This window comes from Bifidobacterium actinocoloniiforme DSM 22766 (genome assembly GCF_001263395.1).
Classification (GTDB): Bacteria; Actinomycetota; Actinomycetes; order Actinomycetales; family Bifidobacteriaceae; genus Bombiscardovia; species Bombiscardovia actinocoloniiformis.
Window position 1 is genome coordinate 445,728 of the sequence record NZ_CP011786.1, and the last position, 21,978, is coordinate 467,705.

At 63.8% G+C, this 21,978-nt stretch carries 19 protein-coding genes and 1 tRNA gene; 17 read left to right on the forward strand and 3 right to left on the reverse strand.

What is annotated here, in order from left to right; all coding sequences use genetic code 11:
* Positions 1 to 3: 3 nt before the first annotated feature.
* The gene (gene ruvX / locus AB656_RS01740; protein ID WP_033503415.1) at positions 4 to 486 is read left to right on the forward strand and encodes a Holliday junction resolvase RuvX; all 483 of its coding nucleotides are present in this window, start codon (positions 4 to 6) and stop codon (positions 484 to 486) included.
* Positions 479 to 1,666, forward strand: a complete 1,188-nt coding sequence (mltG, locus tag AB656_RS01745) for an endolytic transglycosylase MltG (RefSeq protein WP_033503416.1) — start codon at positions 479 to 481, stop codon at positions 1,664 to 1,666. Before ruvX ends, mltG begins: the two co-directional genes overlap by 8 nt.
* Before the next feature lie 41 nt (positions 1,667 to 1,707).
* Here the strand turns inward: mltG and AB656_RS01750 are convergent, their stop codons facing one another.
* Complete coding sequence (locus AB656_RS01750; RefSeq protein WP_033503417.1) at positions 1,708 to 2,199, reverse strand: prepilin peptidase; 492 nt, start codon at positions 2,197 to 2,199, stop codon at positions 1,708 to 1,710.
* 190 nt (positions 2,200 to 2,389) lie between these two features.
* On the opposite strand from AB656_RS01750, the gene AB656_RS01755 reads away from it, so the two are divergent.
* The 12 genes from AB656_RS01755 to hemH all read left to right on the forward strand — a co-directional run bounded on the left by AB656_RS01755 (position 2,390) and on the right by hemH (position 18,257).
* Entirely contained in the window at positions 2,390 to 4,015 is a 1,626-nt protein-coding gene (locus AB656_RS01755; RefSeq protein WP_269078543.1) for a bifunctional shikimate kinase/3-dehydroquinate synthase, read from the forward strand.
* Positions 4,016 to 4,168: 153 nt separating this feature from the next.
* Positions 4,169 to 6,760 (forward strand): excinuclease ABC subunit UvrA, encoded by a 2,592-nt coding sequence (locus AB656_RS01760; protein ID WP_158336154.1) that lies wholly within the window; start codon positions 4,169 to 4,171, stop codon positions 6,758 to 6,760.
* A gap of 96 nt (positions 6,761 to 6,856) precedes the next feature.
* On the forward strand, positions 6,857 to 8,518 hold the full coding sequence (locus AB656_RS01765; protein ID WP_033503421.1) for a CTP synthase: 1,662 nt from the start codon (positions 6,857 to 6,859) through the stop codon (positions 8,516 to 8,518).
* A gap of 471 nt (positions 8,519 to 8,989) precedes the next feature.
* Positions 8,990 to 10,444 carry a Fe-S cluster assembly protein SufB gene (gene sufB / locus AB656_RS01770; protein ID WP_051905419.1) on the forward strand — a complete coding sequence of 485 codons (1,455 nt, stop codon included), beginning with the start codon at positions 8,990 to 8,992 and terminating at the stop codon, positions 10,442 to 10,444.
* A gap of 1 nt (position 10,445) precedes the next feature.
* The gene (gene sufD, locus AB656_RS01775; protein WP_033503423.1) at positions 10,446 to 11,672 is read left to right on the forward strand and encodes a Fe-S cluster assembly protein SufD; all 1,227 of its coding nucleotides are present in this window, start codon (positions 10,446 to 10,448) and stop codon (positions 11,670 to 11,672) included.
* 1 nt (position 11,673) lies between these two features.
* Entirely contained in the window at positions 11,674 to 12,453 is a 780-nt protein-coding gene (gene sufC, locus AB656_RS01780) for a Fe-S cluster assembly ATPase SufC (protein WP_033503425.1), read from the forward strand.
* 93 nt (positions 12,454 to 12,546) lie between these two features.
* Positions 12,547 to 13,818 carry a SufS family cysteine desulfurase gene (locus AB656_RS01785; protein ID WP_033503426.1) on the forward strand — a complete coding sequence of 424 codons (1,272 nt, stop codon included), beginning with the start codon at positions 12,547 to 12,549 and terminating at the stop codon, positions 13,816 to 13,818.
* 72 nt (positions 13,819 to 13,890) lie between these two features.
* Positions 13,891 to 14,499: a Fe-S cluster assembly sulfur transfer protein SufU gene (gene sufU / locus AB656_RS01790; protein ID WP_033503428.1), complete on the forward strand. Its 609-nt coding sequence runs from the start codon at positions 13,891 to 13,893 to the stop codon at positions 14,497 to 14,499.
* Positions 14,500 to 14,510: 11 nt separating this feature from the next.
* A complete protein-coding gene (locus tag AB656_RS01795) occupies positions 14,511 to 14,954 on the forward strand; it encodes a metal-sulfur cluster assembly factor (protein WP_144418975.1) in 444 nt (147 codons plus the stop codon).
* A 169-nt stretch (positions 14,955 to 15,123) separates the two neighbouring features.
* Positions 15,124 to 16,455: a uracil-xanthine permease family protein gene (locus AB656_RS01800; RefSeq protein ID WP_033503430.1), complete on the forward strand. Its 1,332-nt coding sequence runs from the start codon at positions 15,124 to 15,126 to the stop codon at positions 16,453 to 16,455.
* 37 nt (positions 16,456 to 16,492) lie between these two features.
* The gene (locus tag AB656_RS01805; protein ID WP_330218332.1) at positions 16,493 to 17,308 is read left to right on the forward strand and encodes an MFS transporter; all 816 of its coding nucleotides are present in this window, start codon (positions 16,493 to 16,495) and stop codon (positions 17,306 to 17,308) included.
* A gap of 4 nt (positions 17,309 to 17,312) precedes the next feature.
* Positions 17,313 to 18,257 carry a ferrochelatase gene (gene hemH / locus AB656_RS01810; RefSeq protein WP_033503432.1) on the forward strand — a complete coding sequence of 315 codons (945 nt, stop codon included), beginning with the start codon at positions 17,313 to 17,315 and terminating at the stop codon, positions 18,255 to 18,257.
* A gap of 48 nt (positions 18,258 to 18,305) precedes the next feature.
* Here hemH and AB656_RS01815 read toward each other — a convergent pair whose 3' ends face one another.
* Positions 18,306 to 19,160 (reverse strand): TrmH family RNA methyltransferase, encoded by an 855-nt coding sequence (locus AB656_RS01815; RefSeq protein ID WP_033503434.1) that lies wholly within the window; start codon positions 19,158 to 19,160, stop codon positions 18,306 to 18,308.
* A gap of 174 nt (positions 19,161 to 19,334) precedes the next feature.
* Here AB656_RS01815 and AB656_RS01820 point away from each other — a divergent pair, with 174 nt between their 5' ends.
* Both AB656_RS01820 and AB656_RS01825 read left to right on the forward strand, forming a co-directional pair.
* Positions 19,335 to 19,646, forward strand: a complete 312-nt coding sequence (locus tag AB656_RS01820) for a metalloregulator ArsR/SmtB family transcription factor (RefSeq protein ID WP_051905246.1) — start codon at positions 19,335 to 19,337, stop codon at positions 19,644 to 19,646.
* A gap of 88 nt (positions 19,647 to 19,734) precedes the next feature.
* A complete protein-coding gene (locus tag AB656_RS01825; protein WP_033503436.1) occupies positions 19,735 to 20,550 on the forward strand; it encodes a DUF1648 domain-containing protein in 816 nt (271 codons plus the stop codon).
* 289 nt (positions 20,551 to 20,839) lie between these two features.
* Here the strand turns inward: AB656_RS01825 and AB656_RS01830 are convergent.
* Positions 20,840 to 20,930: transfer RNA gene (locus AB656_RS01830), tRNA-Leu, on the reverse strand.
* Positions 20,931 to 21,113: 183 nt separating this feature from the next.
* Here AB656_RS01830 and AB656_RS01835 point away from each other — a divergent pair.
* The gene (locus AB656_RS01835; protein WP_033503506.1) at positions 21,114 to 21,902 is read left to right on the forward strand and encodes a 16S rRNA (uracil(1498)-N(3))-methyltransferase; all 789 of its coding nucleotides are present in this window, start codon (positions 21,114 to 21,116) and stop codon (positions 21,900 to 21,902) included.
* The last annotated feature ends 76 nt before the right edge of the window (positions 21,903 to 21,978 follow it).

Below are 21,978 nucleotides of genomic sequence, written 5' to 3' on the forward strand. Positions count from 1 at the left end.
GCGATGAGCCGGAAGCGATGGATGGGCGTGGACTTGGGCGAGGCGCGAGTTGGCCTGGCCCTGTCCGACCCCGAGCTCACACTGGCCCACCCCGCGGGCAATATCGAAGTGGCTGGCGACTACTTCCAGGCCCTGGATGAAGTGATAGCTCAGGTGGAGGAGGCGCAAGCCACCCGCCTGATTATCGGTTACCCCCTGCTCCTGAGCGGGCAGGAGGGCCGGTCGGCTAAAAAAGCCAAGCGTTGGGTCCATGCCCTACAAGGGCGGATGGATGAGTACGCCAGCAGTGGGCAGCTAGCGGTAGAACCGCCTGAGCTGGTCCTGCGCGATGAGCGCCTGACCACGGTCAGCGCTCACAGGCAGTTGTCCCAAGCCGGTTTGGATGGACGACTGCACCGCCCCAAGGTGGATCAGCAATCCGCGGTCGTATTGCTGCAAGCCGCCCTGGATGAGCACGCGGAAGCGACAAGGAGCGATATTGGCTGACGACATGAGTGACTTCTTCGCAAGCAAGGCGCAATGGGTGGGCGGCGGCGACCCCATCCCTGCTCCTGTGCCACCGCCTCCCCCCGCCTCCCGCCGGCAGGCGCGACAGAACCGAAAGCGCGACAGGCGCAGACGCAAGGCCCGGCTGTTCGTGGCCCTAGCGGCCGTGGTCGTCGTCGTTGTCTGCGTCGTCACCGGAGTCAACTACATCCACCATGCCCCCGCGAGGATCGAACCGACCAAGAGCGTGGCGGCCGACTGGCCAGGGCCAGGGAACGACCCGGTGGAGTTCTCGGTCGAATCCGGCCAGGGCGCCGACGAAATCGCACGCAACCTGGTCACGGCTGGAGTGGTCAAATCGCCAGACGCCTTCCTGCAAGCCTTGGCTAACGCCGGATCGTCCTCGTCGATTCAACCTGGCACCTTCCAACTGAGGACCCACATGAAAGCGGCCGATGCCGCCGCGATCCTGACCGATCCCAAGCAGGCCGGCGGATTCCTCCAGGTACGCGCCGGCGACCGGTCCCGGGATGTGATTGAACGGGCCGCCCAAATCAGCGGGGTCAGCAAGTCCGACTTCGACCAGATCATCGCGGCTCAGGGCCAAGGCATCCTGCCCCAGGAGGCCGCAGGCAGCTTCGAGGGCTGGCTCGAGCCTGGGGCCTACGACGTGAAAAAGCTGAAATCCGCCCAAGAGATCCTCAAGACCATGGTCGACAAGCGCGTCGCGAAACTGAACGCCCTCGGGGTGCCTCAGGGGGCGGACAGGGAGCGGGTCCTCAACATAGCCTCGATCACCGAGGCCGAGGTCAACAAGCCTGAGTACTACGGCAAGGTGGCCCGCGTGATCGATAACCGCCTGGGCACCGGCATGAGCCTGGGCATGGACTCCACCGTGGCATACAGCAAGAACGTTTCGGCGCTTAAGCTGACCAACGACATGCTCAACGACACCTCCGACCCCTACAACACCCGCGTGCATCCGGGCCTGCCGCCCACGCCGATCGGCAACGCCGGTGACGCGGCCATCCAAGCGGCCATGAATCCTGAGGCGGGCAATTGGCTCTACTTCGTGACGGTCAACATGGACACGGGGGAGACCAAGTTCACCGATTCCTCCAGCGAATTCGATGGGTTCGCCAGGGAATACAAGGAGTGGGAGTCCCACCACAACGGCTGAAATAGCCTCAGCCGGGAGCTCAAGGGTTGCAGACCAGGCCGCTAGAGAGCCCAGAACCAGGACAGCAGGTCGGCCAGGAGCGCCGCTGCCGCGATGACGGCCACGAACGGCAGGCCCCGCCCACGGTCAGTTTCGCCTCGGCTGGTCCTTCCGGCCTGCCAGCGGGTGTGGAAGGCCAGGGCGGTCAGCCCGATCAGTCCCATCACCAGCCACCAGAGCAGGGCCGTCCGCCAGCCCAAGACACCCAAAGCCAGGCCGCTCAAAGCAGTGGCGGTCACGTCACCCAAGCCTAGGGAGCCGGGCTTGGCCAAGGCCATCGCGGTCTGTAGCAAGGTCGAAGCCAGGCCCACGGAAATGGCCAGGATCACCGGCCATAGCTCCTTGCTCCCAATCGCGCAGTAGACGATCAAGGCGAGCAGTTGGATGAGGACACCTGCCAGGACGCCCAGGCGCGGCACCCGCCTGGAGCGCACATCCTCGACAGCGAGGGCGCAGGCCACTATCAGACCGGGCAATGGAACAAGGTAGACCATCTTCTAAGATATACAACAATAAACGGGCGGAGACAAAAGGAGAGTCCATGTTGCGTCGGCAAAGCTCGGGGGAGCCGCACAAGCCGTCAAGGGAACCAAGGCCTGATGCGGACGGATCAAGGTTCGTCCGCGTCTTCTGGGATGCCGTAAGCGTGGCCGCGAGCCCGCGGTCCCCACTGGGGACTCACAGGTGAGCGTGGAGGGCGCCGGCCCCAAAGCCGTGATCATCGGAATGCCGGGCTCAGGTAAGACGCAAGTTGGACGGCTGGCAGCCACTATCACCGACTTGCCCTTCAAGGACTCGGACCATGAAGTCGAGCGCCGGGCGGGTCGCTCGATCGCCAACATCATCGAGCAGGACGGGGAGCCGCGCTTCCGCCGCGTCGAACGGCAGGTGGTCTGCCGACTGCTCAAGAGCTTCGACGGTGGTCTGTTGGCCTTGAGCGGAGGTTCGCCGATGACGACGGACATCTACGAGGAACTGATGGATTACCGTGGCCGCGGCGGTTGCATCATCTACCTGGACGCCGACCCTCAAGAGGCCAGCGCCCGTGTGGCGCGCAACTCCAGGCGCTCCCTCCTGGCGCGAGACCCGCATGAGCGTTGGAAGCAGCTCCACCATGAGCGTGCCCCTATATACGAGAGCTTGGCCACAACCACCTTACCATCCCACGGCAGCACTCCCGAGGCCATGGCCCAGTCCCTGGCCGAAGCCCTGTACGAGCGGGTGGTCCACATCTCCGGAGCCCACCCCTACGATGTGCGTATAGGGCCGGGCGTCAGCTCCCGTCTGCGTTTCCTGCTGGGGTCACAGGCGGTTCGGGTGGCGCTCATTCACACCCGTTCGGTCCAGCGGCACGCCGACCATGCCCGCGCCCTCCTGCGTCAGGCGGGCTACCGGGTCAGCGAGATTACAATCCCGGACGCGGAGGCCGGCAAGACCTTGCAGGTCGCGGACAAGACCTGGGATCGCTTGGCCCAGGATGGCTTCACCCGTTCCGACGCGGTCGTCGGCGTGGGCGGGGGAGCAGTGGCTGATCTGGCTGGGTTCGTCGCCGCCTCTTGGATGCAGGGCATCGCCTACGTCAACTGCCCCACTTCACTGCTGGCTATGGTGGATGCCTCGGCTGGCGGCAAAAGCGCGATAAACACGGCTCATGGCAAGAACCTCATCGGCGCCTTCCGCGCGCCCGAGGGCGTCTTGGCTGATTTGAAGACCCTGAAGACCCTGCCCCGCGAAGCCTTTGTTGAAGGATTGGGCGAGACGGCCAAGTGCGGGTTCATCATGGATCGCTCGATCCTGAGCCTGCTGGATGACCATGCCGACCAGTTGCGGGCATTCACCGGCGAGGAGCCCGCTTCATGGATTGAAGCGGTGCCTGCTGAGCTGATAGAACGCTCGGCGACGGTCAAAGCCAGATATGTCTCGGTGGATATGGACGAGACGGGTCCGCGCGAATTCCTCAGTTACGGGCACACATTGGGCCATGCGATCGAACAGGTGGAGCATTACACCTGGCGGCACGGGCAGGCCGTGGCCGTGGGCATGGTCTTCGCCGCTGAGCTCTCGCGCATCTTGGGCCGCTGCGACCAGGAACTGGTGGACCTCCACCGTGAGCTCTTGGGTCGTCTGGGGCTCAAGACCGCATGGTCGGGAGGCCCCTGGGAGAAGGTCTTGGACGCTATGCGCCGTGATAAGAAGGCCCGGGGGGATCGGCTGCGGTTCGTCATCCTGGAGGGGGTGGGCCGCCCGGTCCACCTGGATGATCCGCCCGAGCAGGCCTTGCGGGAGGCTTTCGAACGGATACAAGAGTAGGCGCCCACCCGGCTGTGGTCGGTCCTGCCGGCGCATGTCGGGTGAGCGGCGTAAGGCGAAGTGCATGAGGGGGCTGGTGATTCAGGCCGAACGGCCCATTGCGCTTCGCCCCCGGGTCGCGGCAGCGTCACAGGCGAGGGAGGGGTAGCGAGAATGGTACGAGCGGAAAAGGCCATGAGCGGGGCGGGGAGGGGTCCACAACCGCCGCAGGCGATTGAGGTGGAGGGGGCCAGGGTCCACAACCTGCGCAAGGTCAATGTACGGGTGCCCCTGAACCGTCTGGTCGGCATCGCTGGCGTCTCCGGCTCCGGCAAGTCCTCCCTGGCGCTTGGTGTGCTCTACGCCGAGGGGTCGCGGCGGTACCTGGACGCTCTCTCGACCTATACCAGGCGGCGGATGACCCAGGCGGAGAAGCCCAGGGTGGACTCGGTGCGTTTCCTGCCGCCCGCGCTGGCCCTGAGGCAGCGGCCTGGGGCAGGGGGGATGCGTTCGACCTTCGGGACCTCCACCGAGCTGCTGAACGTCCTGAGGCTCATGTTCTCCCGCTTGGCCTCCCATCGTTGCCCCAACGGGCACTACGTGGAGCCGACCATGAAGGTGGCCGCCGAGATCCCGATCCTCTGCCCGGTGTGCAAAGCCCGGGTCACGCCCCCGTCGGCCGAGGAACTGGCCTTCAACTCCCTGGGCGCCTGCCCTACCTGCCAGGGGACTGGCACGATTCACGAAGTGGACGATGCCGCTTTGGTGCCGGACCCGAACTTGAGCATTGACCATGGTGCCGTCGTGCCCTGGCGGACGTTCGGCTTCAATGTGCAGCCCGATATTGTCCGCGAGTTCGGCGTGCGCACCGACGTGCCTTTCAAGGAGTTGAAGGACTGGGAGAAGAGGATAGTCTTCGAGGGCCCGGAAGAGAAGAAGCACATCACAATCACCTCGGTCAAGGGGGTGCACGAGCTGGACTTCACCTTCCGCAACGCCCGCCTGACCGTCACCAAGGAGCTGGAGCGGGCCGGTGACGACAAGCGCATGGCCAAGGTCGCCAAGTTCCTGAAAGAGCGTACCTGTCCTGACTGCCAGGGCAGTCGTTTGGATCCGTTGGCCCGCGCCCCGCGCATTCAGGGACGGGGGCTGGCCGAGGTCACCGCCTGGTCGCTAGGAGACGTGCTGGCCTGGGCGTCCGACGTGCCGAAGAGCCTGCCCGCGGACATGCGCACTATGGCCAGCGACTTGGTCGACACGCTGGAAAGCATGGGGCGTCGGCTGATGCAACTGGGTCTGGGCTATTTGACCTTGGACCGTCCCTCCGCGTCCCTGTCCACGGGCGAGCGGCAACGGGCCCAGCTTTCCAGGGCCGTGCGTAATGAGACCACGGGTGTGCTCTACGTGCTGGATGAACCCTCAACTGGTCTGCACCCAGCGAACATCGAAGGACTGATCGGCGTGATGCGCGACCTGGTCGCGGCTGGTAACTCAGTGGTTTTCGTGGACCATGACGTGCGCGTGCTCAAGGCGGCCGACTACTTCATCGAGATGGGCCCAGGGGCCGGCCGTCTGGGCGGCCGGGTCATCGCCCAAGGCTCGCCGGAAAGGATCGCGGCCAATCCTGAATCGCGCATAGCAGGCTTCCTGACCGGCCGTGAACCGGTCCTGGTCCGGGAGCGTCAGCCTTTGCCGGCCGCGAAGGCGAGGGCTGACAAGGAAAGAGGGAATACGGGGCAAACGGACTGGATTCGTATGCGAACCAAGCCGATTCACACCGTTCATGCCATGGATGTGGCTATTCCCCGTGGGCGGATGACGGCGGTGACAGGGGTTTCCGGCTCAGGCAAGACGACGATGGTCCTCGAATCGCTCTTGCCGGCCCTGCAGGCGCAGGAGGAGGGCGGGAGGCTGCCTAGACACGTGGAAACGGTGGAAGCGGCTGGCATAGAGCGGGTTAGGCTGGTTGATTCCTCGCCAATAGGGATCAACGTGCGCTCCACCGTAGCCACTTACACTTCCGTCATGGACATGCTGCGCCGAGCTTTCGCCGATACGAGCGAGGCCAAGCGCCGAGGGCTCAAGCTCTCCGCATTCTCATACAACACTGGCTCCTTGCGCTGCCCCCAGTGCGATGGGACTGGCCAAATCAGCCTGGACGTGCAGTTCCTGCCCGATGTGACGATCACCTGCCCTGTGTGCGGCGGGTCACGCTATAAGCCTCAGACCCAGGAGATCAGGTTGACCACCCCGGCCCACCCGGAACCGATGAGCCTGCCCCAGTTGCTGGACATGGACGTCACCCAAGCTTTGCAAGCCTTCGACCGGGCGCCCGCAGGCCTTTACCAGCGCATCCGCAAGGCCTTGGGCACCCTGGACGACCTAGGCTTGGGCTACCTGAAGCTGGGGGAGGACACGCCCTCGCTATCGGGAGGCGAGGCCCAACGCCTGAAGCTCTCCAATGAACTCGGCAAGCGGCAGACCACCTCTTTGTTCGTCCTGGACGAGCCCACGACAGGCTTGCACCCCCTGGACGTACGCACCCTGATCGGCGTCCTGCAGCGGCTGGTGGATGGGGGAGCCACGGTCGTCTTCATCGAGCATGACCTGGACATGATCGCCAACGCCGACTATGTGATCGACATGGGCCCTGGCGGCGGGCAGGAGGGCGGATCGATCGTGGCGGCCGGGACCCCCAGCCAACTGGCCCGCGACCCCAAGAGCGTCACCGGCGCCTACCTGGCTGAGCATCTGGGCGTGTCCTGAGTCCGGCCAAGCGGGAGAGCGGGTCGCCGCCGCCCGCTCTTCGCCGCAAGCATGTCCGCCCCTTTAGGTCGGCTATGGATGATAGATTGAAGTTCCATGGTCAGACAACATGGAAATTCTCAAGAGCACGTCACCAAGCACATTTTCGTCACCGGCGGTGTCGTGTCCTCACTCGGCAAAGGACTCACCGCTTCCTCCCTTGGCAGGCTCCTGCGCAGCCGCGGCATCCGCGTTCTTCAGCAGAAGCTCGACCCTTACATCAACGTGGACCCAGGCACGATGAACCCCTTCCAGCACGGCGAGGTTTACGTGACCGAGGACGGCGCTGAGACCGACCTGGACATCGGCCATTACGAGCGCTTCCTTGATGTTTTCCTGAGCCAAAAGGCCAACGTCACCACCGGGCAGATCTACCAGTCGGTCCTGCGCAAGGAACGGGCCGGCGAGTACCTGGGCCAGTGCGTGCAGGTGATTCCTCACATCACCAACGAGATCAAGAGCCGGATGCGGGCCCAGGCAAGCGATGACGTGGACGTCATCATCACCGAGATCGGCGGCACGGTCGGCGACATTGAGTCCCAGCCCTTCATGGAGGCCGCCCGCGAGGTTCGCCGCGACATTGGCCCTGACAACTGCATGTTCGTGCACGTCTCCCTGGTGCCCTACATCGCCGCGGCCCATGAGCTCAAGACGAAGCCCACCCAGCACTCGGTCATGGCCTTGCGCCAGCTGGGCATCGCCCCTGACGCCCTGGTCCTGCGCTCCGACCGGCCGCTCAACCAGTCGATCAAGGACAAGATCTCCCTGATGTGCGACGTGGACGAGGAGGGCGTGGTCAACTGCGTGGACGCTCCCTCCATCTACGACGTACCCAAGATCCTGCATGACGAAGGGCTGGACGCCTACGTGGTGCGCGAGCTGGGCCTGCCCTTCCACGACGTGGACTGGGCCGAGTGGGATGACCTGTTGGAGCGGGTCCACCACCCCAGTTCCGAGGTGAACGTGGCGATCGTCGGTAAGTACATCGATCTGCCCGACGCCTACTTGTCCGTCTCCGAGGCCCTGAAGGCCGGCGGTTTCGCCAACCGTTCCAAGGTGAACGTCAAGTGGGTGGCGGCCGACGACTGCGAGACCCTGGCTGGGGCCCAGAAAGCCCTGGACGGCGTCGACGGGATCGTGATCCCCGGCGGCTTCGGCATCCGTGGCATCGAAGGCAAGATCGGCGCCCTGCGCTACGCCCGCGAGAACAAGCTTCCCGCACTGGGCCTGTGCCTGGGGCTGCAATCTATGGTGATTGAGTACGCCCGTCATGTGCTGGGCATGGAGGACGCGAATTCCTCCGAGTTCGAGTCCGACTGCGCCAACCCGGTCATTGCGACGATGGAGGAGCAGAAGTCAATCGTCGAGGGTCACGGCGACCTGGGCCACACCATGCGCTTGGGCGCTTACCCGGCCGTGCTGGACCCAGACTCCCTGGTCGCCGGGCTCTACGGGGCCACTGAGGTCAGTGAGCGTCACCGGCACCGCTATGAGGTGAATGTGGCTTACAAGGAGCGCCTGAACCAGGCGGGTCTGCATATCTGCGGCACCAGCCCCGACGGCGAGCTGACCGAGTTCGTTGAATTGGACCCCTCCGTCCACCCCTTCTACGTGGGCACCCAGGCCCATCCGGAGTTCAAGTCAAGGCCCACTAAGCCCCACCCCTTGTTCGCCGGGCTGGTGAAGGCCAGTCTCGACCACCAAGCCGCGCGCAACTGAGCGGTGGTAGTCGTCGCGCCTGATCACGCGGGGACCCCGCTAGGTGCGGGGCCCCCGCGCGTTTCTCTGCCGGGCGGGTCCCCTTCCTCTTTGAATACCCATCACGGTCCGCGGGCAGTCCATCGCGAATGTGCGGCAACTCAATCCCCGCCGGGTCGTTCTCTCGGGGTGTCCGCCGGAGCTTGGTAGTCGAGCGCTGCTCGATGGGCCCAGTCAGGGACGATGGACCGCGCAGGCAGGAGCGTCAGAGCGCCCCTTGCGCCGAGGCCATGCTGTGGGAGGAAGCTACGCCTGCGGTCTTCCCGCCAACGCGGTCTATGCCGCGCGCAAATGAGGTCTGGCGGTTTGCCACCGAGAAGGATATTCTGGATTCAATCAGCCAGGCCGCTCCGATGCGGTCCGCGGGGTGTAAGGAGGTCCGTACGCGTGAGTGACAGCTCGAAGCAAGCGGATACGGTGCGGGATGTGGAGATGAGTCAGTATGTCGCTGACCGATCCCGCGTCAATGAAGATAAAATCAAGCAGGATGACGAGATCCTCTCCCAATTCGGGGATTACAACTATGGTTGGCATGACTCGGATGCCGCTGGCGAGGCCGCCCACAAGGGCATTGACGAGGACGTGGTCCGGGCCATCTCTGCGGACAAGCACGAACCCGAGTGGATGCTCGAACGTCGCTTGCAAGGGTACAGGGCTTTCATCGACAAGCCCATGCCTAAGTGGGGCGTGGACCTGAGCGATTTCGACGCCCAGGACTTCAAGTACTACGTGAAGCCGCTGGATAAGCAGGCCCAGTCTTGGGAGGACCTGCCTGCAGACATCAAGAGCACTTACGACCGTTTGGGCATCCCTGAGGCCGAGAAGAATAGGCTGGTCTCCGGCGTGGCCGCCCAGTACGAGTCCGAGGTCATCTATAACTCGATTCGTGAGGACCTGAAGGAACAAGGCGTCATCTTCATGGACACCGACACGGCCCTCCAGGAGCACCCGGACCTTTTCAAAAAGTACTTCGGCACCGTGATCCCGGCTGACGACAACAAGTTCGCCGCCCTGAACACCGCGGCATGGTCGGGCGGCTCTTTCGTCTACGTCCCCAAGGGAGTCCACGTGGACATCCCCCTCCAGGCTTACTTCCGCATCAACACGCCGAACATGGGGCAGTTCGAGCGTACGCTGATCATCGCTGACGAGGGATCGTACGTGCACTATGTAGAGGGTTGCACAGCGCCTATTTACACGACCGACTCCCTGCATGCCGCCATCGTGGAGATCATCGTCGAACCCCACGCCCGCGTGCGCTACACGACCGTGCAGAACTGGTCCAACAACGTTTACAACCTTGTCACCCAACGAGCCTATGTGCGCGAAGGCGGCAGCATGGAATGGGTGGATGGCAACATCGGTTCCAAGGCGACCATGAAGTACCCCGCCTGCATCCTGGCCGAACCGTACGCCAGGGGCGAGACCATGTCCCTCGGCTTCGCGGGGCAAGGCCAGTACCAGGACACCGGCGCCAAGATGATCCACTTGGCTCCGCACACCTCATCCACCATCGTCTCCAAGTCCATCTCGCGCAACCTGGGCCGTGCCGCATACCGTGGATTGGTCAAAATCGCCAAGGGGGCGGAGCACTCCTCCTCCTCAGTGGTCTGCGACGCCTTGCTCGTGGATGAGTACTCGCGCTCCGACACCTACCCACATGTGGATGTACGTGAGGACGACGTGACCATGTCCCACGAGGCTACGGTCTCCAAGATTTCCGAAGACCAGCTTTTCTACCTGATGAGCCGTGGCCTGAGCGAGGAGGAGGCCCGTGGCATGATCGTGCGTGGCTTCGTGGAGCCCATATCCCGTGAGCTGCCTATGGAATACGCCTTGGAGTTGAACAGGCTGGTGGAGCTGCAGATGGAAGGGTCGGTCGGCTGATATGGCACAGCGTGAAGCAACGAACATCCCGCAAGGCCCAAGTGGGGACCCCTACGCGGCCCCAGCTAGGATGCCCTCCAGCGCCGATAGGTCCCCGCGCTCCTTCAACCCGGGCGATTTCGCCATCCCCACGCGCAAGCAGGATGACTGGCGGTTCACTCCGGTTGAGCGCCTGGAGGAGTTCTTCCAACCCTTCCATGCCTCGGGCCGCACCGCGGTTGAGGTCAGCGCGATGGACGGAGGCCCCCTGGACCAATCTCAGGTCACGGTCAACACAGTCGGCATGGGTCAGGCGCCTTCCGGGACCGTCCTCAAGCCCAGCGATCGGGCGTCGGCCATCGAATGGGCCTGCGGGTCCAAGGCGACCGTGGTCTCCCTCCAGGGGCGAATCAGCCAGCCTGTGCTGGTTAAGGTCACTGGCGGCGGTCAGGACTTGGACGCTTTCCATCTGGTCATCCAGGTCGCTGATCAGGCCCATGCCGACGTGGTCGTCGAGCACGAGGGCGACGCCCGCTTGGCTGAGGGGGTCGAGATCATCACGGGCCGCGATTCCCAGGTCTCCACCACCTTCATTCAGGAGTGGGCTCCGACGGCCAAGGAGGTCAGCGATCAGCGCATCCACATGGGTCCCGGCGCCAGCCTGCGCCACTCGGTCGTCACCCTAGGCGGCGACGTGGTCCGCATCCGCATGGACCAGGAGTTCGGCGGCGAGGGCGGCGATCTGAACATGCTGGGCATCTACTTCGTGGACCCCGGCCAGCACATCGAGCACCGGACCATGGTGGTCCACAACCACCCACGGTGCAAGTCCCGCGTGGTTTACAAGGGCGCTTTGGACGGCCCTAAAGCCCACTCCACCTGGGTGGGCAACGCCCTGATTCAGCCGACCGCTTCCGGCACCGACTCCTATGAGCTGAACCGGAATCTGGTTCTCACTCCCGGTGCGGTGGCTGATTCGGAGCCCAACTTGGAGATTGAGAACGGCGACATCGTCGGGGCAGGGCACGCCTCCTCGGTCGGCCGCTTCGAGGATGAGCAGCTCTTCTACCTCCAGTCGAGGGGCGTGCCCGAGCGGGAGGCCCGCAAGCTGGTGGTCCGCGGCTTCTTCGGGGAACTGGTCGAGGAGATAGGCATCCCATCCGTCTCCGGACATCTGATGAACGTCATCGACCGGCGGCTGTCCAAGGGGGAGAACGAAGAGATGAAGCACGTTTTGGAGGGTAACTGATATGTCGACACTGGAAATCAAGGATTTGCACGTCTCCGTGGAGACCAAAGAGGGACGCAAGCAGATTCTCAAGGGCGCCACGCTGACCATCAATTCGGGCGAAACCCACGCGATCATGGGACCAAACGGCTCCGGCAAGTCCACACTGGCATACACGCTGGCTGGCCACCCCAAGTACCTGGTTGATTCCGGCCAGGCCCTCCTGGATGGCGAGGACCTGCTGAAGATGACCCCTGATGAGAGGGCCAAGGCCGGGCTCTTCCTGGCCATGCAGTACCCGGTCGAGGTCTCAGGCGTCTCCATGACGAACTTCCTGCGCACCGCCAAGACCGAGGTTGACGGCAAGGCGCCGGCGATTCGCACGTGGACCAAGGAACTGAACGAGGCGATGAAGCGTCTGCGGATGGACCCCAAGTTCGCCCAGCGTTCGGTCAATGAGGGCTTTTCCGGCGGCGAGAAGAAACGGGCCGAGGTCCTGCAGTTGGAGCTTCTGAAGCCCAAGTTCGCCATTTTGGACGAGACCGACTCGGGTTTGGACGTTGACGCTCTGCGCATCGTCTCCGAGGGGGTCAACCGGGCCAAGGGGAGCACGGGGCTGGGCATCATGATGGTGACCCACTACACGCGCATCCTCAAGTACATCAAACCGGACATCGTCCACGTTTTCTCCGATGGCCGTTTCGTCAAGACAGGCGGTCCTGAACTGGCCGATGAGCTGGAGGAAACCGGCTACGACCAGTACTTGCCTGAGGGGTCCGACTCGGAGTCGGCTCTGGCCTGAGGCCGCGAGCTGATTGACGATTTCGCTGACGACGCCTCGCATGGTTGTGATTGGCTGGCGGCGTGGAACGGCTGGGTGAGTGAAGGAGTGGCCATGGAAGGTTTCGCGGAGATTCGCGGGCAGTTCCCAGCTCTGGATCAGGAGGTGCACGGTCACCCACTGGTCTACCTGGATTCGGCGGCCACGGCTCAGAAGCCCCGGCAGGTCATTGAGGCCGAGTCCCGCTTCTATGAGAGCGATAACGCGGGCGTTCACCGGGGCGCTCACGAGCTGGCCGCTCGCTCGACGATGGACTTCGAGCGAGCCCGGTCCCAGATCGCGCGCCTGGTTGGGGCGGATGCCCGGGAAGGGCATGAGGAGATCGTGGTGACGGCCGGCGCGACGGCGGGCCTGAACCTGCTGGCCACCGCCTTCGGCAACGCCAGTCAGGGCAGCGGGGGAGAGGCCGCGAAACGGTTCGCCCTTGGGCCGGGCGACGAGGTGGTGGTCAGCGAAGCCGAACATCATTCGGTCCTTTTGCCCTTCCAGGAGCTCTGCCGGCGCACTGGCGCCAGCCTCAAGTGGTTCGGCCTGGACGAGGAAGGCAGGATTCGCTCCGACACCGCTGACAGCGTCATTAGCGAGAGGGCCAAGGTCGTCGCCATCACCCATGTGTCCAACGTGACCGGGGCAATCACGGAATTGGAGCCGATCATCCGTCGGGCCCACGAGGTGGGTGCGCTCGTGATCCTGGACGTCTGCCAGTCCGTGCCCCACCTGCCGATTGATGTGCACGCCCTGGGCGTTGACTTCGCTGTCTGGAGCGCCCACAAAATGTACGGGCCCACCGGCGTGGGCTTCCTGTACGGACGCAGGGAGCTTCTGGAAGCCTTGCCGCCGGCCAGCTTCGGCGGTTCCATGGTGGAGTTGGCCTTTCTCGATAAACCCGCCCAATACATGGCGCCGCCGGCCCGTTTCGAAGCGGGTACGCAGCCGGTCGCCCAGGTCGTGGCCGCCGGCGTGGCCGCCGAGTGGATGCTCCAGGTGGGGCTCGAGCGGATCGCTGAGCATGAGAGTGCGATTACCGCCGAGCTGCTGAAGCTGGGTGACATCGAGGGGGTGCGAATCCTAGGGCCCACAAGCCCCGAAGCCCGCATAGGCACGGTCGCTTTCGACGTTGCTGGCGTCCACCCCCACGACGTGGGCCAGTACGTTGACTCACGCGGCATAGCCATCCGAGTGGGCCACCACTGTGCTCAGCCCGTCCACCGGCATTTCGGTTTGTTCGCTTCCAACCGGGCTTCCACCGGCGTCTACAACAGCGTGGAGGACGCGGATCGGCTCTATGAGGCGGTAAGCGGGGTGAGGGCCTTCTTCGGCGTGTGAAAGCGGTGGGAGGCGTTCACCTGAGGCTCAGATGGGCGGTGCAGGACCAGGGATGCAGGTAGGTTGGGGAGCATGGCGGACGATTACGGCATGAGCGAGCAAGAGCTTGAGCAGATGTACCAGGAGGTCATCCTGGACGCGGCCAAGCACCCACATGGCAGGATCGATTCAGCGGATCGTGATGACCCAGCCGCATACGACGGTTCCGGTGATGGCGCTGTCACGCTCAAGTTGGAGCACGAATACTGCGTGCCCGCTCAGTCCCAGCAGTTCAACCCCACCTGTGGCGACACGGCCACGGTGCATGTGGAAGTCTCGGACGGCTCTGACGGCGGTCCCAATCGTATCGAGCGCGTGGTGTGGGAGGGTCAGGGCTGCTCAATCTCCCAGGCCTCCCTGTCAATCATGGTGGACCTGGTCCAGGGGCGGAGCGTGGATGAGGCTATGGGTCTGGCGCGTGCCTTCCACCAGCTCATGGAGTCGCGTGGGGCCGGTTTGGACGACGAAGCAGCCCAGGAAGAGCTGGGTGACGCGATTGCCTTCCAGGGCGTCTCCCGCTATCCCATGCGCATCAAGTGCGCCCTCCTAGCTTGGGAGGGCTTGAAAGCGTCGGTGGCGACTGCGTTGACACGGATTGATGAAGGTGCGGGCGATAGCGCCGGGGACAAGGAGAGATCATGACGGAAGCGACAATGGAAGACACTGGGGGCGAGTCCCCGCAGGCCGCCGATCCGGAGCAGGCCCCCCTGAACGAGCGGGAGCCGGGCGAGGGAGGCATCGCCCTGAAGGCCGCGGACGAGATTGGCCGGGCCACGGCCAGGGATGTGCGTGAGGCCTTGCACCAGGTGATTGACCCTGAGCTGGGCATTGACGTGGTTGACTTAGGCCTGGTCTACGGCGTGGAGATTGATGAGAAAGGCAGGGCCATCATCACCATGACCTTGACCACCCCAGCCTGTCCGCTGACCAGTGTGATCGAGGACGAGTGCGCCCAGATGCTGGCGGGCCTGGTCGAGGAGTTCCGGGTCGACTGGACGTGGACCCCACGCTGGAGCCTGAAGATGATCACCCCGGAGGGGCGGGAGCAGCTGGCCGCCATCGGGTTCAATATCGACAACCTCCCCATCGCTTACTGAAGCCCGCCGTTTCACGCTGAGCCAGTGTGGGGCCGCGTCTTTCGCGAAGTTCTCCGATGAATAGCGCCCCTTCCCGGATTCCGTGATCCTGCTAGGTCCCGCCCTGGTAATACAATGGGGTTTCCGGTCCGCCGTGACCGGCACGGCGAATGAGAAGAAAGCATGTTGCATGTCGATTTTCATGGGCTGGAAGCTTCACGGCGATGGTAAGACATTGGCTCCCGGAGAGGTTGTGGAGCCAGACGAGCGATTGACCTGGCCGCGTACTGCGGGCATCGGGGCCCAACACGTGATAGCGATGTTCGGGTCCACCTTCCTGGTTCCGATTTTGACGGGCTTCGATCCGTCGACCACATTGTTCTTTACAGCGCTTTCCACGGCGCTGTTTTTGTTAATAAACGCCAATGCGCTGCCCAGCTACTTGGGCAGCTCCTTCGGCTTCATCGCGCCGGTCATGGCGGTGACCGCCGCCCATAAGGGATTGGCCGTGGCCTCCTTCGGAATCATGGTCACCGGCGCCCTGCTGGCGTTGATCGGTTTGATCGTCCACTTCGCTGGAGCCAAGTGGATAGACATCATCATGCCGCCGACCGTCACCGGTGCGATCGTCGCAATCATCGGCTTCAATCTGGCGCCCTCGGCTTGGAAGAACTTCAAGGCCGCTCCTGTGACGGCCTTGGTCACCCTTCTGGCGGTCATGCTGATCGCGGTCCTCTTCAGAGGCCTGCTTGGCCGTTTGAACATCCTGCTAGGCGTCATCGTCGGCTATGTCTTCGCGGTCAGTCAGGGGCAGGTGGACTTCACGGCGGTCAAACAGGCGGCTTGGTTCGGCCTGCCTCAGTTCCATCTGCCCCAGGCCGATTTGAGCGTCCTGGCCATGTTCTTACCGGTGTCCCTGGTCCTGGTGGCCGAGAACATCGGCCACGTCAAGTCGGTCTCCCTGATGACCGGGCGCGATTACGACGAGCATATCGGCACGGCCCTGATGGCCGATGGGATCGGCACCTTCTTCGCTGGTCTGGGCGGGGGCTCGGGAACCACCACCTACGCGGAGAACATCGGCGTCATGGCCGCCACCAAGGTCTACTCGACCGCTGCTTACTGGTGCGCCGCTTTGTTCGCCTTCCTGCTGAGTTTGTGCCCCAAATTCGGCGCCATCATCAATACGATCCCCGGGGGGGTCCTGGGTGGGGTCACGACCCTCCTGTATGGCATGATCGGCATGTTGGGCGTCCGTATTTGGGTCGACAACAAAGTTGACTTCGCCAAGTCGGTCAACATGACCGTCGGCGCGGTCGTCATGGTCATCGGCATCGCCGATTTCACGTTCGCCATCCAGGGCGTCTCCTTCAACGGCATCGCCATTGGCTCCATCGCCACCCTGGTCATCTACCATGGTCTCAAGGCCCTGGGTAGACTGCGCGGCACCGTGGCGGGCGACGACTACATTCACGAGGACCCTGAGACTGAGTCCTCCGAGCCCTCACAACAGCGGCGGTAGCCCGGGACTGGGCTGAACCCATCGGGCGGATTCCCAAGTGGCCTGCCAACCAAGCTTGCGCCGGGGACCCGCCCGTTGCCATTCCCCTTACCTGTTTCAATGCTCATGTCCACCCATCGGTGTCACACTGGGCCAATACGGTGGCACCTACATGGGCGTCATTGGCCTGTGCTTGCTGCTGGTCATGGCCTGCGGGGTCCTGTTCATATGGCGTGAACGCCAACTGGCGGCTGACATCATGCCCTTCCTGCCCATCGGCCTGCTCAAGCGCCCGGCCTACAGCCTGACCCTGCTGCTAGGCGCCCTGGGCGGGATGCTCTTCTCCCTCTTCGTCTACATTCCCACTTACGTGCACGTTGTCTTCGGGATGCCGGTGCGGCGCGCTGGCATGGTGATGGTCGGTGTAGGCCTTGGCAGCATCATCGGTTCCTGGCTGGGCGGGCTCCTGGTCGACAACAAAGGCAAACGGTTCACTCTGGTGGTTTCCAGCCTGCTGATTGGCGTCGTGTCCATCCTGATCACGTTCACCTTGACCAGCCTGCCGATGTTCCGCGTGCTCTCCCTGGCGTTGGGCATTGGGCTGGGGGCGATGATGTCCTCGCCCCTGCAAGTGATCGCCGGAAACATGGCCGACAGCGCCAACCGTATGCGGGCCATGGGGGGACTGTCGGCCACCAAGAAGATCGGCACCGCGATCGCGCCGCTGATTTTCGCCACCGCCATAGAGGTGGGCAAAAGCGGAGGGCAGGCCGGATTGCCCTCGTTCAGGAATATGTTTATGGTCGCGGCTGTGATCGCCTTATTGGCCGTGCTGATCACCCTCTTCATACCATTGAAAGCGAAGGATGAGTGACGATATGAATAAGCAAGCGATGACGGCGGTGCTGCTGATGGCCTATGGCACGCCGAGCGAGCAGGCGGACATTGAGCCCTATTACAGGAACATCCGTCACAATCACGCCAATCCAAATCCCCCCAAGGCCCTGCTGGACGAGCTGACGCGCCGTTACTTGGCCATCGGCCTGCCTTCGCCGCTAGCTAGGATCACCCAGGCCCAAGGTGACGGTTTGCAAGCCTTGCTGGACGAGGAGGCGCCTGGAAAATACCGGGTTTACGTGGGGCTCAGGTACATCGAGCCGTTCATCGCGCAGACCGTGGAGCGCATAGTGGCGGATGGCGCCGAGAGGATTATCGGCCTGCCATTGGCGCCGGAGTACTCGTCCTTTTCCAGCGAAGGCTACCACAACATCGTCAGGGCGGCCCTGAAAGAACACCCGGACATCGACTACGCGCCGGTCAAGAGTTGGTGGCGGCAGGGGGAGCTCATCGACTTCTGGAGCCAGCAGCTGGAGGATTTGAAGGCGTTGACTGACCGGCCGGACACCAGGTTGCTTTTCAGCGCTCACAGTCTGCTCAGGCGGATCATCGAGCGAGGGGACCCCTACGGGCGGGAGGTCACCGATTTCGCCAAGGCCATCGCGGCTCAGGCTGGTCTCCGCCAGGACCAATGGACCCTTGCCTGGCAGAGCGCCGGTAGGACCAAGGAGCCCTGGATGGGGCCGGCTTTCGAGAGCGTGGCGCGGGAACTGGTCGCCGAGGATGGGGTCAAGACGGTGATTTCGGCTTCCATAGGTTTCGTGGCCGAGAACCTGGAGATTCGCTACGACATCGACATTACGCTGAAAAAAATCATCCAAGATGAGGGCGGGCGGCTGATCAGGCTCTCCATGCCTAATGACGACATCAAGCTGCTCAAGACCCTTCGGTCCACCGTCCTGGACCTGGAGGAGCCGCAGGGCTGAAGCCGGACGCGGACATCGGCGCACACCTGGGACGCGTTCATCGCGGGGTTAGCGACTGGGGCGGGTGGCGTAAAAGGCGACGGCGGAGGATGCGGCCACGTTTAAGGAGTCGACGCCGTGGCTCATGGGGATGCGGACGGTCAGGTCAGCAGCGGCGATGGTGCGGTCGGACAGGCCGTCGCCTTCGGTGCCGAAGATCAGGGCCAGCTTGTCCACCTGGCCCTGATCCAGGCGGGCGACCAGCTCATCCAGGCTGAGTGAATCCTCCCGCAGGGCCATGGCGGCGCTGGTGAAGCCGAGCTCACGTAGCTGTTCGATTCCGCGCTCAGGCCAGCCGTCCGGGTCGTCTCCGCCTATGCGGGTCCACGGCACCTGGAAGACGGTGCCCATCGAGACCCTGGCCGCCCGCCGGTAGAGGGGGTCGCCGCAGGAGGGCGTGACCAGCACGGCGTCCACATCCAGGGCCGCGGCCGAACGCATGAGCGCGCCCACGTTCGTGTGGTCCACGATGTTCTCCATGATGGCTACACGGCGGGCGCCCCGGCAGACCTCGTCGAGGGAGGGCAGGGGCCAGCGGCGCATGGCGGCCAAGGCCCCGCGGTGCAGGCGGTATCCCGTGATCGACTTCAATTGGGCGGGCGATGCCACGTAGACCGGGACTTGGGTGCCCCACCGGGCGTCGGCCCGCTCGAACAGGGGTTTCATACCCTCCAGCCATGGTTCTTCCACCAGGAATGAGATGGGCTCCACTTGGGCGTCCAGGGCGCGCGCGATGACCTTGGGGGACTCGGCGATGAACAGGCCCTTGCTGGGCTCCAGCCGGTTGCGTAGCTGGAGCTCGGTCAGGTGGGTGTACGCCCCCAGTCGTTCATCCCCGATCGACTCCACCGGCACGATTCGCATAGCCGCCCATCTCCGTCCGTTTCCAGCCCTTTTCTTACGGCTTTCATCATAACCGAGGGCACTGCCGGCCTCTGTCGCGCAGGGATTGCCGGGTAAGGAGGCGGAGCCTAGACAACTTCAAAATATATTGAAATAGGAGTATGCTATTGTTTAAACTTCTTAGAAGGAGCATGTATGGGGATCCAGGAGACGATGTCCGCCTTGTCCGATCCGATGGACCGGCGCATCCTTCGGCTCTTGCAGCAGGGAGGGGCCCAGGCCGGCGCGATCGGCGAGCAGGTGGGGCTTAAACTGTCCAAGCTCTCCTACCACCTGAAAAAGCTCAAGGGAGCAGGCTTGATCAGCGGGAGGAAAGACGGCACTCGCATCGTATACGAGCTCAATTTGACCGCCTTGGACGAGACCATCCTCTGGCTCTACCAGCTGCGCACCGGCACCAAACTGCCCGCGCTGGCCGCTCAGGCAAAGGCCACGAGCCAAGGGTGAGGACCAGCTCCGGCGCAACCCACCGTCGCATCGCCCGGCCCTGTTCAGTTCAATCGGGGAACGGGCCAATCGGAATCGAGCATCTACCATGAGCAACAATCACGAGCCCCTGGCGCCACCATCGAAAGTCAGCGAGACCGACAGCGACGGTCCTGGCCGGTCCCCCAGCAAGGGCCCTGGATCGCGTAAGACCTTGCTGGCGAGGCAAGGTTTTCTCGGCCTGGCCCTGTTAGTGCTTGGGCTGACTCCTGGTTTGGCTACCGTGGCATTCGTGCCCCGGCTTCCCGAACAAGTGCCGTTGCACTGGGGGGCGGATGGGCAGATCGACCGTTGGGGGAGTAAGTGGGAGATCGTGGGCATGGCCGTCTTCTGCCTGGTCTTCAGCGTGGTCTGGCTGATCGCGGTCCGGTACGTGGGTCGGGCGGCCGAAAGGAGTGGCGACGAACCCCGAAGCAATGTTCGACTCTTTCTAAGACTCGGGCTCATCTCCCAACTGATGTTCAACGCCATCACTCTCGGTGTGATTTACGTCGACTGGTCGGCGACGGCCGCTGAGCCGCCCGCCCTCTCCCTGGATTTCCCCCGCATGGCATGCGGTTGTCTGGGGGTATGCATGATCCTGGTGGGCGACATCATGCCGCAGGTCAAACCCAACCGGTTCATCGGCGCGCGCATGCCGGGCGCTTACGCCAGCCGCGACGCCTGGAGGCGGGTGCAGCGGGCCTGTGGTTGGTGTTTCATCGCCTTAGGGGCTGCCACCCTGCTGGCTGCTGTTGCGCAGGGTGCGGCCCTGGGATGGGTGGTGCTCCTATCCGGCATGGTCGCCACATCCGTGTTCATGTTGGCCTACAGCGCCCAAGCCGGCAAGAAGCATGGCTCGGACGGGACCTCCACCAGGCGCTGACCGGCCGGTGCAGGCCAACCCCTCGCCCCTGGAACGGCTCGCGGCACACCCTTGATCCCGGGACAAGGTTAGGGCAAGCCTTCCGAGCCGGGCGCGCCCTTTCCTGCCCTGGTGGAAAACGACGGTAGGAGGCTGATGGGGGAATCATCATGAGCAGGGAGGGGCGGTTCCCGAACGCGGCTTGTTCAGCGGCGGTGGCGAGACTCGCGCCACGCTACACGATGTCCTTACGGGCGAGCGAAGGCTCTGGGGAAACTGTGTGATATTCGGGGGAATAGGCTCATCGGCCTGGTGTCCGGAGCGGGAGTCGAACCCGCATGCCTGTATAAAATAGGCACTAGCACCTCAAGCTAGCGCGTCTACCATTCCGCCACCCGGACGAGTGCGAAGACAACATGAAAACTATAGCACTCCACCCCCTCGCTCGCACGGACGCCATCGAGGGCGTGTCGCCGGGCATGGCTTACGCGCCGCCGGCCAGGCGCTCGCAGGGTCGCCGGATTGGCTTCGCCGCGCTGGTTGAGCTGGCCCGTCTTCCGGCCTTGCCGCTAGGATGGCCTACCATGACCGACCCCCTTTTCCTCTTCGACCCCCTTTGCGACGATACGCCAGTCAAAGCCGACGAGTTGCATACCGGGTGGAGGCTGACCCTGCCACCGAGCGTGCGTCGCCATGCCTTCTCCGCCATGCGCCTCGGCCTGGGGGACCGGCTCCAGCTCTCCGACGGCGCTGGTCTGCGCATCAGCGCACTGGTGGAGGACCCTTCCACTGGCCTGGTCGAGGTGACCGGCGTGGGCAAGGAGCCAAGGCCCAGGACCTGCCTGACTTTGGTTCAGGCCCTGGCAAAGGGAGGCCGTGACGAGCAGGCTGTGGACATGGCTTGCCAAATCGGTGTGGACCGGGTGCTGCCTTGGCAGGCGGACCGTTCGATTGTCAAGTGGAAGAGCGGCAAGATGGAGCGTAAGTGGGGCGCCCTCTTAGACGCCGCAAGCGAGCAGTCCCGCAGGTCCTGGAGACCGGTCCTGGAGCCCTGCCTCACCACCAAGTCCCTGGTCGCGTACTGCCGTCGTGAGTGCGAGTCAGGCGCCCTGGTCATCCTCCTCCACCAGGACGCGACCCGCTCCTGGGCGCAGACGCGCCGGGGCCTGGAACGCTTGGCCAAGGACAACGACGAGCCAAGGGTGGCAGTCATCGTCGGACCTGAGGGAGGTGTGAGCGAGCAGGAGGCGGACGAGCTGACCCGAGTCGGCGCGATCGCCACGACCTTGGGCCACAATATTCTGCGCGCTTCCACGGCTGGTGTTGTGGCCCTGACCGCTGTCTGCGATGCCCTGGGGCGCTTCAACGGCTGAGCCCACCGCTGCAGGGATTTGATCCCTACGCGCGAGCGGGGCGTTTATCCGGCTTACGCCATAAGATGGTAGGCAT